Source organism: Vescimonas sanitatis (assembly GCF_049060325.1).
Lineage (GTDB): Bacteria > Bacillota > Clostridia > Oscillospirales > Oscillospiraceae > Vescimonas > Vescimonas sanitatis.
The window spans coordinates 207,809-222,890 of sequence record NZ_JBMGPW010000008.1; the positions used below are offsets into that span (position 1 = coordinate 207,809).

General features: G+C 57.5%; 13 protein-coding genes. 11 read left to right on the forward strand and 2 right to left on the reverse strand.

The annotated features are described in order from the left end of the window. Positions 1–250 precede the first annotated feature (250 nt). The 3 genes from ACOMDU_RS10795 to ACOMDU_RS10805 are packed head-to-tail and all read left to right on the forward strand — an operon-like array spanning position 251 to position 2,049. Positions 251–1,144, forward strand: coding sequence for a mechanosensitive ion channel family protein (locus ACOMDU_RS10795; RefSeq protein ID WP_421130313.1), 894 nt, complete (start codon positions 251–253; stop codon positions 1,142–1,144). Positions 1,145–1,147: 3 nt separating this feature from the next. Beyond that, positions 1,148–1,690: a hypothetical protein gene (locus tag ACOMDU_RS10800; protein ID WP_421130314.1), complete on the forward strand. Its 543-nt coding sequence runs from the start codon at positions 1,148–1,150 to the stop codon at positions 1,688–1,690. After that, complete coding sequence (locus ACOMDU_RS10805; protein ID WP_421130315.1) at positions 1,675–2,049, forward strand: hypothetical protein; 375 nt, start codon at positions 1,675–1,677, stop codon at positions 2,047–2,049. Before ACOMDU_RS10800 ends, ACOMDU_RS10805 begins: the two co-directional genes overlap by 16 nt. A 323-nt stretch (positions 2,050–2,372) precedes the next feature. Here the strand turns inward: ACOMDU_RS10805 and proS are convergent, their stop codons facing one another. Both proS and ACOMDU_RS10815 read right to left on the reverse strand, forming a co-directional pair. Continuing rightward, the gene (gene proS, locus ACOMDU_RS10810) at positions 2,373–3,812 is read right to left on the reverse strand and encodes a proline--tRNA ligase (RefSeq protein WP_421130316.1); all 1,440 of its coding nucleotides are present in this window, start codon (positions 3,810–3,812) and stop codon (positions 2,373–2,375) included. Positions 3,813–3,938: 126 nt separating this feature from the next. After that, a complete protein-coding gene (locus ACOMDU_RS10815; RefSeq protein WP_421130317.1) occupies positions 3,939–4,595 on the reverse strand; it encodes a phosphatase PAP2 family protein in 657 nt (218 codons plus the stop codon). A gap of 194 nt (positions 4,596–4,789) precedes the next feature. Between ACOMDU_RS10815 and tig the strand changes: the two genes are divergently transcribed. The 8 genes from tig to ACOMDU_RS10855 all read left to right on the forward strand — a co-directional run bounded on the left by tig (position 4,790) and on the right by ACOMDU_RS10855 (position 15,075). Beyond that, positions 4,790–6,046, forward strand: coding sequence for a trigger factor (gene tig, locus ACOMDU_RS10820; RefSeq protein WP_421130318.1), 1,257 nt, complete (start codon positions 4,790–4,792; stop codon positions 6,044–6,046). 841 nt (positions 6,047–6,887) lie between these two features. Then, positions 6,888–8,024 (forward strand): MarR family transcriptional regulator, encoded by a 1,137-nt coding sequence (locus ACOMDU_RS10825; protein WP_421130319.1) that lies wholly within the window; start codon positions 6,888–6,890, stop codon positions 8,022–8,024. Beyond that, positions 8,021–8,554, forward strand: coding sequence for a hypothetical protein (locus tag ACOMDU_RS10830; RefSeq protein WP_421130320.1), 534 nt, complete (start codon positions 8,021–8,023; stop codon positions 8,552–8,554). The genes ACOMDU_RS10825 and ACOMDU_RS10830 overlap by 4 nt, the downstream gene beginning before the upstream one ends. 228 nt (positions 8,555–8,782) lie before the next feature. Continuing rightward, positions 8,783–9,154, forward strand: coding sequence for a fimbrial protein (locus ACOMDU_RS10835; RefSeq protein ID WP_295300515.1), 372 nt, complete (start codon positions 8,783–8,785; stop codon positions 9,152–9,154). Positions 9,155–9,188: 34 nt separating this feature from the next. Then, positions 9,189–9,899, forward strand: coding sequence for a hypothetical protein (locus tag ACOMDU_RS10840; protein ID WP_421130321.1), 711 nt, complete (start codon positions 9,189–9,191; stop codon positions 9,897–9,899). A 9-nt stretch (positions 9,900–9,908) separates the two neighbouring features. After that, entirely contained in the window at positions 9,909–10,838 is a 930-nt protein-coding gene (locus ACOMDU_RS10845) for a hypothetical protein (protein WP_421130322.1), read from the forward strand. Between the two features lies 1 nt (position 10,839). After that, on the forward strand, positions 10,840–12,231 hold the full coding sequence (locus tag ACOMDU_RS10850) for a C39 family peptidase (protein ID WP_421130323.1): 1,392 nt from the start codon (positions 10,840–10,842) through the stop codon (positions 12,229–12,231). 15 nt (positions 12,232–12,246) lie between these two features. Beyond that, on the forward strand, positions 12,247–15,075 hold the full coding sequence (locus ACOMDU_RS10855) for a VirB4 family type IV secretion system protein (RefSeq protein ID WP_421130324.1): 2,829 nt from the start codon (positions 12,247–12,249) through the stop codon (positions 15,073–15,075). Positions 15,076–15,082 lie beyond the last annotated feature (7 nt).

Consider the following 15,082-nt stretch of genomic DNA (forward strand, 5'->3'; position numbering starts at 1 on the left):
CTTCTTTTGTGTAGTATAGACAATTATCTCTCTCAGAGCGCCGATTATAATACCTTGCGGCGCCGTTGTCAAGAGCTCTTTTATAAAAAATCCGTCCACCGGTCATTCCCGGTACCGCGCTGCCGTTCTTCACGCATTTTGCGGCGCATTTCCGCTTTCCGCCAGTGGATACAGCCGGTATTTCGTTGCACTTTCTGTCACTTTGTGGTAAGATACCATTGACACAAATGAAACGGGGAGGTCACTTGATATGAGATCCGATGGCACAAAAAAGTCACCTGTGCGTATGCTTGTCTACCTGCTGCTTCTCGCGGCGGTGGTGGCCCTGGGCTATTTCACCGACATCGTTGACTTCACGGAGCTGAAGACTGTTTTTTCTCTGAAGCTCACCGCCCTGCTGAAGCTGGCTGTCATGGTCCTGCTGGTGCTGCTGGTGTCCAACCTGGTCATCTTCATTCTGCACGGTATCAAGCCCCGCACCCACCGCGGCGGGTCTGTGCTGTCGCTGCTGAGCAGCCTGGTCAAATATGTGGCCGGCATCATCATCGTCTGCCAGAGTCTGTCCCTGCTGGGCGTTAACGTGGGCACCATCATCGCCAGCGTCGGCGTGCTGGCCCTGGTGGTCGGCTTCAGCGCCGAGAGTCTCATCGCTGACGTGGTCATCGGCGCCTTCATGCTGCTGGAGAACCAGTACAACGTGGGCGACATCGTGGAGGTCAACGGTTTCCGGGGCGTGGTCACCAAGATCGGAATCCGCACCACCTCCATCACCGACGGCGGCGGCAATGTGAAGATCATCAACAACTCGGAGATGAAGAATATCCTCAACCGTTCCGATAACAACTCCTGGTCTGTCAGCGATATCTCCATCCCCTATGAGACAGACCTGGAGAAGCTGGAGGCGCAGCTGCCCGCCCTGCTGGAGGAGATTTTCCGCGCCCGGGGCGACGTGATGCTGGATGTGCCCCAGTACCTGGGCGTTCAGACGCTGGACGCCTCCGGCATCGTCCTGCGCTTCTGGGTGAAGGTGGCGGAGAAGAACATCTACGCCGGCGCCCGCGCCCTGAACCGTGAGCTGCTGCTGGGCTTCCGCCGTCTGGGTGTGGAGTGCCCCTTCCCTCAGATGGACGTACACATGAAATAAGTCATGGAAGAGAAGAACAAGGAGTTCACCCTGGCGCAGGAGCACGCCGCCCCTCCACCGGAGTGCGCTGCCCTCCCGCCGGAGGTCCTGCCGCCGGACACCGTCCTTCCCGGCGAGGCCTCCGCCGCGGAAAGTGCCGCCGCGCTGAAAAAGAAGGCCGCCAAGTGGAAAAAGATCGCCATTATGCTGGTGGGCCTGTCGGCCATGACGGCGGTGGCCGTCACCGGCGGCGGCACAGCGGAGGACCCCATCCCCGCAACGCCGGACACCCCGCCGGTCCAGCAGGAGCCGTATGTTCCGCCGAAACCGGAGCCGGAGCCCCTCACCGGTGTTCTGCACTATACCATATACAACGATACCTTCGACGACAGCGGCGTGCCCCTGATCCTGGCCGAGGGTACCGTGGACATGGCCGCGCTGTCCGATACGCCCCTGGCGCTGCCCCAGCCGGAGACGCCGTCCGATGGCAGCTATGCGTTCCTGGGCTGGGTGGGCGGTATGACACCGCCGGCGGAAAGGTCTGGACGACGGTGCCGGACCCCCTGACGGCGGACTTCGCGGCGTCCATCAGACCCGGAGATACAGGGGAGAGGTCGATCGTGCTCCGCGCCGCCTGGCGGCTGACGGAGCAGAGCCGCTACCCCTGGTCCCTGACGCTGGACGACGGCGTCAATGCCGTCACCTATGAGGCGGCGGTGCCTATGGCCTCCGGCGGCGACGTGTACCTGTGCGCCTACCCGCAGCCCACCCGCGACGGCTATCGCTTCACCGGCTGGCTGGACGCGGCAGGGGAGAGGGTGGAGCTTCTGCCCGCCTCCGCCTTCTTTGCCAAAACCGCCGACGGCGATACCGACTGGCGCACCACCGTCCCTGTCACCCTCACCGCGGAATGGGAGAAAGCATAGCAAAAAAAGAACAGTCCCTTTAGGCCGCCTGGCATAAGAAAACATACGCCGCAAAAGGCGCGTTTCGCGCAGCCCCATCGTTGCGCCGCCTTGACAGACATCCAGTATGCCTGCGGCGGCGCGCCTCGGCTCTGCACAAAACGCGCTCTTTTTCGGTGCGAAGCAGTTTTGCCAAAGTAAATTCGAACTGAAATTGGCTGCAAAAACGCCCGCATGCTGACGCATGTGGGCGTTTTTCGGTCGATTTCAGCCGGATAGACACAGGCAAAACCGTGTGTTTTCTTGTGTCAGGCGGCCTTTCGACTGTTCTTTTTTGATTCTTCTTAGTACGCCACGCCCCAGTAGATGTCGGTGGTGCATTCCTTGCCGCACACCACGCACTTGCCGGTGGTGCCGGACTGCTTCAGCGGCATGCAGCGGCTGGACACGCCGGCCTTCTCCTTCATGGCCAGCTCGCACTCCAGGCTGCCGCACCACTTGGTACGGGCAAAGCCGCCCTTGCCCTGGGCCATCTCCTTGACCTCCTCCCAGGAGGTCATATCGAAGGTGTTGTCCTCCAGGTTCTTCTCCGCCATGGCGTACAGGTTGTCGTGCACATCCTGCAGCAGCTGCTGCACGGCGCTCTCCAGCTCCGTCAGGGGGACGAAGGTCTTTTCACCGGTGTCGCGGCGGGCGATGCAGCACTGACCCTTCTCCATGTCCTTGGGGCCGATCTCCACACGCAGGGGCACGCCCTTCATCTCGTACTGGGCGAACTTCCAGCCGGCGGACTGGTCGCTGTCGTCCATGCTGACGCGGATACCGGCGGCGGTCAGACGGTCGCGCAGACCGGCGGCGGCCTCCAGCACGCCCTCCTTGTGCTGGGCGATGGGGATCACCACCACCTGGGTGGGAGCGATCACCGGGGGCAGCACCAGACCGTGGTTGTCGCTGTGGGTCATAATGATGGCGCCGATCAGGCGGGTGGACGCGCCCCAGCTGGTCTGGAAGGGATATTGCAGGGTATTGTCCCGGCCGGTGAACGTCACGTCATAGGCGCGGGAGAATTTGTCGCCGAAGAAGTGGCTGGTGCCGGACTGCAGGGCCTTGTGGTCCTTCATCATGCACTCGATGGTATAGGTGGCCTCGGCACCGGCGAATTTCTCCTTGTCGGTCTTGCGGCCCTTCACCACGGGCATGGCCAGCGCGTTTTTGCACACGTCGGCGTAGCAGTTCAGCTGCTGCTCCGTCTCGGCCTCGGCCTCGGCGGCCGTCTCGTGGATGGTGTGACCCTCCTGCCACCAGAACTCGCGGCTCCGCAGGAACGGGCGGGTGGTCTTCTCCCAGCGGATGACGGAGCACCACTGGTTGTACAGCATGGGCAGCTCACGGTAGCTGTGCAGCACATGGCTCCAGTGGTCGCAGAACATAGTCTCGGACGTGGGGCGGAAGGCCAGACGCTCCTCCAGCTGTTCGCTGCCGCCATGGGTGACCCAGGCCACCTCCGGGGCGAAGCCGGCCACCAGCTCGCCCTCTTTTTTCAGCAGGCTCTCGGGGATGAGTACCGGCATGGCCACATTCACGTGGCCGGTCTTCTTGAACTCCGCGTCCATGTACTTCTGGATATTCTCCCAAATGGCATAGCCGTAAGGTCGAAGGATCAGAAAGCCCTTGACGCTGGCGTAGTCCACCAGCTCCGCCTTCAGGCAGATATCCGTATACCACTTGGCGAAATCCTCCTCCATGGGGGTGATCGCCTCTACATTTCTCTGATCCTTAGCCATAGCTTTATACCATTCCTTTGTTAGTATATAGGGTGTGTGCCAACTTCACATTTTACCCGCCGCCATGTGACTTGTCAAGTTGCCGCCGCAAAAAGGCCGCAAAAAAGCGCCCCGCAGGGCGCTTTTTCAGCGATCCCGGCCCAGCCGCCTGTCGCGGCGCCGGCCAACGATGACATACACGAACACATAGGCGATGGCGCCGGTCAGCAGTCCGGCCAGCACATCGATGGCCGCGTGCTGCTTGACGAACACGGTGGCCGCCATGATGAGGATAGCGTACAGCGTCACGCCCCAGCGCCAGCCGGGCTTCCGCAGTCCCGGCGTGTGCCACACCGCCGCCACAGCCGCCATGCAGCCCAGAATATGCACGCTGGGGAAGACGTTGGTGTTGGTGTCGATGGAATAGGTGTACTCCACCAGCCAGGTGGCGGCATTGTGGTGCGCCATCACCGCCGGACGCAGATCCTGCCCGTTGGGCACCAGAATGCAGAACACCACCGCTGTGGTGAACGTCACCATGATGAACCACATATACCGGCGGAAGCCCTCGGCGTCCTTCAGGATCAGATAGACGCCCAGCACCACCAGCAGCGGGCTCCAGGACACATAGGGGAAGATGAACCACTCGCAGAAGGGGATATAGGTGTCCAGCACCGTCTGTGTGGCCCAGTAGTTATCGGTAATAAAGTGCTCGATGGTAAAAAACATCGCCAGATAGACCGGCAGATACGCGCCCCACCAGGCGTGGGGATGGGTCTTGAAGAATTGCTTGATCGCCTGCATACGATCCCTCCGACAGACTTGATGATTTCGTATCCCGTATTGTACCAGAACCGCCCCGGAAAAGGCAACCCCCGCCCCGCAAATATCACAGAATTTTTACAACTCAGACAAACCGCCGCAGGTGTTGAACGGACTGGACAAACCGGGGCGGCGTATAGTATACTGTCTCCAATACAGACACAGGAGGAACTGCCATGCAGATCATCAAGCGGGAGGAGCTTCCCGAACAGCGCCAGGTGCGCCTGACTATCGCCGTGGACAAGGACACCTGGCAGGCGTCCCTGGCCAAATGCTACCAGGGCGTCAAGTCCGTCTGCCCCGTGGCCGGCGAGCCTACCCGTGAAAACCTGGAACAGGCCTACGGCCCCGAGTTTTTGTACCAGGAGGCCGTCAACGACACCTATCCCCAGGCGCTGGTGGAGGCCATCAGCCAGAGCGATATCCAGATCGCCGGGACCCCCACCCTGTCGGTGGAGACCATCGGCCCAGACGGCTATACCTTCGCCGCCGTCATCGATCTGTACCCGGAGGTGGAGCTGGGACAGTACAAGGGCCTGTCCGCCGTCTACCCCCAGGTGGAGCTGAGCAATGACGATACCGAGGCCGCCCTGGACGAGTACGCCCGGGCCAACCCCGAGGTGCAGCATCCGGAAAGAGCCGCCATGGGCGACGAGGTGACGCTGGACTTCGAGGGCTTTGTGGACGGCGTGCCCTTTGAGGGCGGCAAGGGCGAGCAGTATCCCCTGCTGCTGGGCAGCGGCTACTTCATTCCCGGCTTTGAGGAGCAGGTGGCCGGCGCCGCCGTGGGCGAGGAGCGCGACGTAAAGGTCACCTTCCCCACGGAGTACGTCCCGGAGCTGGCCGGCAAGGACGCGGTGTTCCATATCAAGGTCCACCAGATCACCCGGCGGGCCATGCCGGAGTGGAACGATGATTTCGCCCGCCGGCAGGGCTTTGCCGATGTCTCTGCCCTACGCCGGGCCGTCATGGAGACGGCGGTGCAGAAAAAGCAGGCCCAGGCGGCGGAGCAGTTCGCCAATGACCTGATCCGCCAGGTGACGGAGGCCATGACCGTTACCATTCCCGCCGCCATGGTGGAGAACCAGCTGGACGGGCTGATCAACGAGCTGCGCGGCCACCTGCAGGCCCAGGGCGTGTCCCTGGAGCAGTATCTGGAGATGGGGAACACCACGATGGAGCAGCTGCGTGACCACGCCCGCGAGCAGGCCGCCGCGGCGGCGCGCTATGAGCTGGCCATGACCGAGATCGCACGCCGGGAGGGAATCGACATTTCCGAGGCCGACGTGGACGCCAAGTATGCCGAGCTGTCCAAACAGTACGGCCTGTCCGTGGAGCTGCTGCGCCAGCAGCTGCCGCCCCTGCGCCTGCGCCACGATCTGAAGCTGGCCGCCGCCCAGGCGGTGGTGGTGGACTCCGCCAAACGCAAATGACCGTCCCGCGGGCAGCAGCCTGCCCGCGTAGCGATCAATGAAAAGCAAGGGAAGGCCCGTACGGGCCTTCTCTTTTTGTATATCGAAAACCACTCGCCCAGTGAGTGGTTTTCAGGATACAAAGGGCGGCGGACAGATACTGCCCGCCGCCAGATCGCTTTGTCGCTTATATGCCCTACCAGGGATAGAAGTAGATCACCGTGTCCGGCTCTAACTGAATGGGCAGATAGGAGCCGTGTTGTCCCTTGTCGACGGACAGATATCCGCTCCCGTTGGGGTCAGCGTTTGGGTCAGAAAAAACGGCAAGTAAGATATTAGGCGCAAAAGTACGGAAAAAGTCCTGATTTCGCAAGAAATCAGGACTTTCTGGTTGCGGAGGGAGGACTTGAACCTCCGACCTCCGGGTTATGAGAAATGCACCGTGAATTTCTTATAGTCCCATAGTGGCGCATATGATCCCAGGAAGTCAGTATTTTCAAGGGTTCGGAGGAATCTGTATTCGTCTTTGCTCCCATCCCGTACCATGAAATCTTACAGCGGTTGGTGTCAGCGTTGGTGTCAACTCCAAGTGAAGAGCCATGAGATGACCGATTTTGTTGGCCCAACCACGCAAGAAACGCACCTTTAGGTTTTTACCTCTAAGGGATTCGGTTCATTGGGGTTCAGACAAAACAAGAAATAAACCATCAGGCACATGAATCGTACCAACATCTAAATAGCGCAATGGCGCAGCATTATCGGCGAAACATCATTCCACATTCGGTAATGCTGCGCCGCTTTTGCTCTATGCCAATTATAACACACGGCTTCCCGCTAGGGAAGCGCATTTCAGGAGGTTTCTATGTCAGAATATACACTTGAGATCAAACAGATCGTAGACTATCCACGCTGCCGGATCTACCGACAGTTCGTACAAGCCTTGATAGCAGACCGGAGCATTCGCGTGAGCGGAGGCTCCGGTCTTTTTTATTTTGTCGTGCTATGCGCCTATGCCAACTTCCGCACCTCATACAAGCGCATTGATGGCATTAGTTACACCATCTACCCCGGCGAATGGATTATGTCTGTGGAGGAATTGTCCCGGTATTTCCGCACTCGCTTCCGCCGCCAGACCTTGGCCGCTTTGGAGGGACTGCAAAAGAAAGGGTTTATCAGTTTTCTCGTTCTCGGACATGGCAAGCTGGTCAAATTCAAGATTCGGGGCTGGCGGCGTCACAACACGATCCTTGACTACAACGCGCCTTGTCAGAAAGATACCGGCTTTTTCTTCTTCCCTGTCTCTACGGCCACAGAACTGGTCAGTGCCGGTCACTGCTCAGAGATGGACGCCGTACTGGATTTGTGGCTGAACACCGTCTATAACGATCCGCAGGTTCTCGGCTCAGACATCGGGCCGGTGGTCTATCTCCGCAACGGTACAGGCTGCCCGCTGGTCAGCTACGCGGAACTGGCATCCCGCTGGGGCGTCTCTAAGGCAACTGCCGGTCGATACCTCAAGCGCATGGCTGAACGGGGCTATCTGCAACTGACAACTTTCCCCGGTACGCACGGCACCACGATCTACCTCCAGAACTATCTCTCCACCATGTTCCAAATTTCTGACATCGTGGTGGATAAGGAGGAGATCGCCATGAGCCTTGGCATCAAGCTGGAGCTTCAGGAAGAAACCACCCTGACCACTGCGGCATCCAGCGGTTCAAATGAGGCCGGTAGCGTTTCAGAAATGAACCGCCATCGAATCGAGCGAAAGATGCGTGAAATCCTTGTAGCACAAGGGCTGCCTTGCGCTTCATGCCCTAAATCTAAATATATGTTATTACCATTATCCGACGACTGCGAGGTTACGATAGAAGGGGTGCCTCCGCTGCGCCGGTGGCTTCAACTGGTGGTCACCTGCGGTGACGCTCATGAAGTCTATCACTTTGAACTCAGATTGCACCCGACAGGGATGCGCGGCGATAAGGAGGTCGAACGATGAAAAAGACTGCACAGGAACACAAAGTGACCGAGAACCCCTTGTACCATGACACGTGGATGCTGTTGCGCAAGTACCGGGACGTGGTGTGGAGCCTGGAGCTGTCCGTGCAGCAGGTACGTCGGCAGTTCCAGATCGAGTATGGCAGCAGCATAGAGGAGTTTCTGGAATCCCTCTATGTGGCCGGCATCACCTTCGAGGGCTCGGCGATTGAGGATCATGCCCGCTGCATCGAGCGCAGCTACAAGATGTTGAAGCTGCTGGATACCTCCGTGGAGCTGCTGCGGACAAAGCACAAATACGGTGAGAGCTATTACTGGCTCCTGTACTACACCTACCTGTCACCGCAGCAGTTGGCGAACACGCAGGAGATCATCGACAAGCTGGAGCCGCACATTCGGGACATCAGCTACCGCACCTACTTCCGCAAGCGTCAGATGGCGATTGATGCCTTGAGCTCGGTGCTGTGGGGGTATTCTTCGAAGGAGAGCCTGGCACTGCTGGAAAAGTTTGTGCCGGAAGCAAATACATGACCCGATCTCCAATGGCACTCTCCCGCCACAACATTGGCACGGTTTTGCGATTTCGGCGTAAAACCAAGTGTGCTATACTGTGTATGCTCAAAACTATGCCAAGGCGATACGAGTAACACCATCTTTCGGGGTGGTGTTATTTTGTTTCCGGGTATTTGGGCAGTCCAAGAGGGGCGACTTTTAGAGAGTAGCCCCTCCACATTTTTTCTATCACAGGAGGTATCACGAGTGAAAAAACATGACCTGACCAAGACACATCTCCACAGGGCAAGTCCCGGCATGGCACTATACGCGGCCTTCGCGGGCGTGACCATGGCCGCAATGCTTTGCCAGCCTGTCTTTGCCGCCACCGTCTGGGAGAAGGCCAATGAGATCATGAAGGATGTCTATAACCAGATTCTTCTTATCTCCACCATTGCCGCCATTGTCACCGCGTCGGTGGCACTGCTGATGATGAACTTCTCCCGCAGCGGCCGCACTGTGGACGAGAGTCGCGCTTGGCTCAAGCGTATCATCATCACATGGGCAATCCTTAACGGTTTGGGCTTCATCATGTCCTATGTGACGCCCTTCTTCGCGGATGGCAGATGGAACGGATAACGCCAAGCTGCCCGGCTGAGAAAGGAGAAGTGCTATGGGCATATTAGATGGCATTGTAGAATGGATCGCGGAACAGGTCATGTACGGTCTTGACCTTATCAACACCTCTGTGCTGGGGGCTCTGGGCTGCGACATGACCACCTTCCTGCGCTACTTCCCTGCCGCGGAGACGATGTACAACATCTTCGTGGCACTGGCTATCGGCATGATCCTGCTGAACCTGATCTGGCAGCTATTCAAGAACTACGGCCTTATAGCAGGCGTAGAGGCAGAAGACCCGGTAAAACTGACAATCCGCTCCGTGCTGTTTATCCTGCTGGCCTATTTCGCAGATGAAATCGTGGAGCTGATACTGAAAATCGGCGGGACACCCTACGCGTGGATCATGTCGTCTGAGCTGCCCACACTGAACTTTGCCGACTTCAATTCGGTCATACTTACCATCCTTGGGGTCTGCGCCAACGGCGCGGTGGCTCTAATCGCCCTGATCCTCGTCCTTATATTGGCGTGGAACTATATCAAGCTGCTATTTGAGGCGGCGGAGCGTTATGTGCTCCTGGGCGTTCTGGTATTCACGGCGCCGGTGGCTTTTGCTACGGGCGCGGCGCAGGCTACCTCCAACATCTTCAAGGCGTGGTGCCGGATGTTCGGCGGCCAGATATTTCTACTGCTGATGAACGCATGGTGCCTTCGCCTGTTCATCACCATGGTGGGAACCTTCCTGGCAAACCCCTTATCCATATAGGAGACGATCATGAATCAAAAAACGAAATACATCACAGGGATCGTGTTGTCCGTACTGGCTATATGTGCGCTCACAATCCCTGCCTTTGCTCTGACGGAATCGGATGTGCAGTCTCAGGTCTCAGCTTCCGGTAAAGAAGGCGTGGCCGGAAACCTGTTCGTTTGGTTTCTGTGCGCAGTGGCATTTTTGAAGATCTCACAGAAGATCGACAGCTTCATGCAGGGCCTTGGCATCAATGTGGGCCATACAGGTGGCTCTATGCTGGCAGAAGCGATGCTGGCCGCGCGGAGCATCGCTGCCGCCCGTGGCGTCGCCGGACGAGGTCGAGGCGGTAATGCAGGGCGAGCCGGAAGCACCGGTGGCAGTGGCGGTGACAGCAATACCTTCCTGCAAGGCGGTCTGGCCGGTGTTGCCAATCGTAGCTTCTATAACGGCGCATACCGAAACGCCACCGGCACAGGCAGCGGCGGCGTTGGCGGCATGGCGTTCCGTGCCTCTATGACCAAGGGCGGCGATATTGCCAATAACGTTATCAGCCGGATTGCCACCGGCGGTGCGGGATCTGGGGATGTCATGTCCGGCAATATGGCGGCGGACGCTCTCAAGTCCTATATGGGCTATACGGCTCTTGGTGAAGGCGCGGCGGATATTCCGAACTTCTCCAATGTGGAGATCGGCGGTGGGCATATCACCGGCACGGAGACCTCTGAGGAAGAACCTGCCGGTCGTGCCTTTGCCATGTACAGCACTGAACAGTATATGGAGCCAAAACGGGAATACACCACCGTCACCACTGTGGACGGCGCAAAATGGTATAGGCAGTACGCACAGGACGTAGTGGAGAAAAAGCCCTATCAGAATCCGGATGGCGGCATTTCCTATCGTGAGAGCCTGATCCGGCGTCTGCCTGACCCGCCTCGCAGAAAGGACAAGACCTGATATGACCCAGCAAGAACGCAGCGGTCTAAACGAAGCCGCTGAGATCAGCGCACACGCTGCCGGCGCTGTGCGCGGCGCCATCAAAACCGGAAAAGCGGTAAGCGGCGCGGCAAAAGGTGCTGCTGCCGCAGGCCCTTACGGTGCGGCGGCAGCGGCACTCTGGACACATCGCAAGGCGGCTGCTGCCATCATTGCCGGGTTGCTGGTGCTTCCCATCTTGTTCATCATGCTGCTGCCTTCCCTGATCTTCGGCGGGTTGACCAAGGCAGGGGTTGAAGGAAGTCCAGACACACCGATTCTTACTGACAACGCCGCCATTGCGGAGAACATCAATCAGATCTCGCAGGCAATCAGCGACTTGCTGGAGGAAGGGCAGGAGGATGTTCGCGCCCGTATTGGCACGGATTTTACCGCTTCCGGCGCTGACCAGAAGGAGATCATCAATCCATACGAAAGCTCCCCGGCATACAATGCCAACCGCTTCATTGCCATGTACTGTGCCGCCAAAAATCAGGACTACGCATCTATCTCCCTCAAGGATATGGAGGATGTGATCCGTAAGGCCAAGGACGCCCTCTATACCTTCACGAGCACGGAGGAGTCTCGCACGACTACGGTAACGGAAACGAATACAGATCCCAAAACCGGTAAGGTCACGGTGACGGAAACGGAAGTAACAGAGATATGGAAGATATATACCATCGTCTACAACGGAGAAGCCTATTTTGAGGATAAGATATTCGCTCTGTCGGACGAACAAAAGGGATTGGCGGAAAACTACGCCCAGAACCTGAGCGTATTCCTGGGCGATGGTATGATGCAGGGCTTGCTGCCCGCCGAGTCCGCCGGCCTTGTATCTTTGGGCGACATTCGCTTTTCGGATGGCGCGACGCAGGTGGTCTACTATAATCAGTTGGACAAGCGGTACGCGCACAAGCCCTACGGCACCGACGACATCGGCACTTACGGCTGCGGGCCTACCTGTATGGCAATGGTGGTATCTTCTTTGACCAACGAGACGGTCGATCCCGTTGAGATGGCACGTTGGGCCTATGAAAACGGTTACTGGTGCAGTAGAAGCGGTTCCTACCATTCGCTGATCCCCGGTGCTGCCAAAGCGTGGGAGCTTCCGGTACAAGGCTGCGGGAAAACAGAAGGGCAGCGCATTGTGGATGCGCTCTCTCAAGGCAAGCTGGTGGTGGCAATCATGCTGAAAGGTCATTTCACCAGCTCAGGACACTTCATCGTGCTGCGCGGTGTGGAGAACGGAAAGATACTGGTGGCCGACCCTGCCAATTATACCCGAAGCCAACAGGCATGGGATCTGGCTATCATCCTGAATGAAGCCAGCGGCCGTGCCGGTGCTGGTGGGCCTTTCTGGATCATAGGGTAGGAAGGAGAACTAAATGTGAGTAAACCAAATGAATATGACACCTATATCATCCCGCCCAATTTTATTGAAGGCGGGACTTTTTTCGGCGGACTGCTGAAGCTCCGCAACACAGCCGAGGCACTGGTTATCGTGCTGGCTATCGGCATACCGGTGTTCTCGGTGTCCGCCCTGACATTGACTGCTAAAATCATCATTCTGTGCCTGACCGCGCTGCCGTTGGGCATTATCGCACTGGTTGGCATCAACGGCGAAAGCCTCTCCTCGTTCATCTTTCTTGTCCTGAAATATCTCCATAACCGCCGCGTTATTACACGCAACGAAGAAGAACAGGGCAAGCGAAAGAAACGGAAGAAGCATAAAGCTAAGAGCGGTGACGACGCGCCCAAGTACATCAATCCAGTGGCGGAATACCTGCCTGTGGAGAAGATCGAAAACGGCATCATCTACACACGGGATCACCGTTACCTGAAGATTGTCGAAGTTATACCTATCAACTTCCTGCTGCGCAGTGCCAGAGAGCAGCGAAACATCATCTATTCATTTATTTCGTTTCTGAAGATCAGCCCGGTCAAAATGCAGATCAAGGTCATTGCCAAGCGTGCCGACCTGAACCGGCACAGAGAGATCGTGCAGCAGGAGATGGCGCAGGAGACCGATGAAAACTGCCGCCTGCTGCAGCAGGACTACCTGACGCTCATTGACCGGATCGGTGCACGGGAAGCCACCTCGCGCCGGTTCTTCATGGTATTTGAATATGAGGCATGGGCAGGCCGGAAACGGGATAACGAGGAAGCGGAGGCCATCGCCTCCCTGCAAACGGCAGCCCGCACCGCAGTCAATTATCTCAAGCAATGCGGCAATGAGGTGCTGATCCCGGAAAACGATGATGAATTTACGGTCGATACCCTCTACCATTTGCTGTGCCGCAACACCACTACATCGCTGCCGGATCGAGTTCGCCGGATCGTTGCCCAGTATCAGGAGAAAGGACTGGAATCTGAGATCGACGCCATTCCCTGTACGGAGTTCTTCGCCCCTGACAGCATCGACTTCACCAACGGGCGGCATATCTGTATTGACGGACTCTACTATGCCTATCTGCTGGTGCCCTCCACCGGCTATAAGGCGCAGGTGCCGGCCGGCTGGCTGTCTCTCATTGTCAACGCCGGGGATGGCATTGACCTGGATATGTTCATCAGCCGCCAGCCGAAAGCCCGCATGGTACAGCGGCTGGGACAGCAGCTTCGTATCAACCGCAGTAAGATCAAGGACGCCAGCGATACCAACACGGACTTTGATGATCTGGATGGTGCTATCCGAAGCGGCTACTTCCTGAAGGAAGGGCTGGGCAACAACGAGGACTTTTATTACCTGAATCTGCTGATCGCAGTGACAGCTCCCACAGTGGATGAACTGGAATGGAAGGTCAATGAACTGAAAAAACTGCTCGTGTCCCGAGATATGGACGTGTGCAGCTGCGCCTTTCATGAGGAGCAGGCGTTTCTATCGTCTCTGCCGCTGGTCAGCATGGAGAGACACCTCTTTGAACGCTCCAAGCGCAATGCGCTGACCACCGGCGTGGCAAGCTGCTATCCCTTCACGTCCTATGAGCTGAGTGATGAAAACGGCATCCTGTTCGGACTGAACAAGTACAACAACTCTCCGGTCATCATCGACATCTTTGACTCCAAGGTTTATAAAAACGCCAATATTGCCGTATGCGGCACCAGCGGCGCGGGCAAGACCTTCCTGATCCTGCTGATGGCACTCCGTATGCGGCGCAAGGGCATACAGGTTTTCATGCTGGCACCCCTGAAGGGTCATGAGTTCCACCGTGCCTGCGTCAACACGGGCGGCGAGTTCATCAGTATCTCCCCCGCCTCCAAGAGCTGTATCAATGTGTTGGAGATCCGCAAGGTGGACAAATCCGTAGAAACCATGCTGGATGGCCCCGGCATCGAACGCTCTGAACTGGCAGCCAAGATCCAGAGGCTTCACATCTTCTTCGCACTGCTGATCCCGGATATGTCCTATGAGGAAAAGCAGCTGCTGGATGACGCCCTGATCCGCACCTATGCGCGGAAAGGCATTACCCACGACAATGCCTCTCTCCGTGATCCGGATGACCTCGACGTTTACCGCCAGATGCCGGTGTTGGGAGACCTCTACGACGTTCTGAAGGAGGAAAGCGATACCAAACGCCTTTCCAACATCATCAACCGCTTTGTACACGGCTCGGCCAGCACCTTCAACCAGCAGACCAATGTGAATCTGGACAACAAATTCACAGTGCTGGACATCTCGGAACTCAGCGGTGATCTGCTGCCTATCGGCATGTTCGTAGCTCTGGATTTCGTGTGGGATAAAGCCAAAGCCAACCGCACGGAGGAAAAGGCCATCTTCATCGACGAATGCTGGCAGCTCATTGGCGGCGGCTCCGGCACCTTCGGCGTCGGCAACCGTCTTGCGGCTGAAATGGTGCTGGAGATCTTCAAGACCATCCGCGCCTATTCCGGCAGCGGCATTTGTGCGACACAGGATCTGAACGACTTCTTCTCCCTGGACAACGGCAAGTACGGCAAGGGGATTATCAACAACTGCCGCACGAAAGTCATACTGAATCTGGAGGATGAAGAGGCCCAGCGCGTTCAGCAGGTATTGCATCTCTCCGAAGCGGAGGTCATGGAGATCACCCACTTTGAGCGGGGTAACGGCCTGATCAGCAGCAATAACAACAATATCACGGTAGAGTTCAAGGCCAGTCCGCTGGAACGCGACCTTATCACCACAGACCGCCGTGAGCTGCTTGACCTGCTGCGCCGCATGAAGCGACCGGAAGCCTAATACGGCG

Excerpts from the sequence above, each read along its gene's own strand:
- ACOMDU_RS10795 (WP_421130313.1), top strand. The coding sequence starts at position 251 with ATGAGATCCGATGGCACAAAAAAGTCACCTGTGCGTATGCTTGTCTAC.
- ACOMDU_RS10800 (WP_421130314.1), top strand. The coding sequence starts at position 1,148 with ATGGAAGAGAAGAACAAGGAGTTCACCCTGGCGCAGGAGCACGCCGCC.
- proS (WP_421130316.1), bottom strand. The coding sequence starts at position 3,812 with ATGGCTAAGGATCAGAGAAATGTAGAGGCGATCACCCCCATGGAGGAG.
- ACOMDU_RS10815 (WP_421130317.1), bottom strand. The coding sequence starts at position 4,595 with ATGCAGGCGATCAAGCAATTCTTCAAGACCCATCCCCACGCCTGGTGG.
- tig (WP_421130318.1), top strand. The coding sequence starts at position 4,790 with ATGCAGATCATCAAGCGGGAGGAGCTTCCCGAACAGCGCCAGGTGCGC.
- ACOMDU_RS10825 (WP_421130319.1), top strand. The coding sequence starts at position 6,888 with ATGTCAGAATATACACTTGAGATCAAACAGATCGTAGACTATCCACGC.
- ACOMDU_RS10830 (WP_421130320.1), top strand. The coding sequence starts at position 8,021 with ATGAAAAAGACTGCACAGGAACACAAAGTGACCGAGAACCCCTTGTAC.
- ACOMDU_RS10840 (WP_421130321.1), top strand. The coding sequence starts at position 9,189 with ATGGGCATATTAGATGGCATTGTAGAATGGATCGCGGAACAGGTCATG.
- ACOMDU_RS10845 (WP_421130322.1), top strand. The coding sequence starts at position 9,909 with ATGAATCAAAAAACGAAATACATCACAGGGATCGTGTTGTCCGTACTG.
- ACOMDU_RS10850 (WP_421130323.1), top strand. The coding sequence starts at position 10,840 with ATGACCCAGCAAGAACGCAGCGGTCTAAACGAAGCCGCTGAGATCAGC.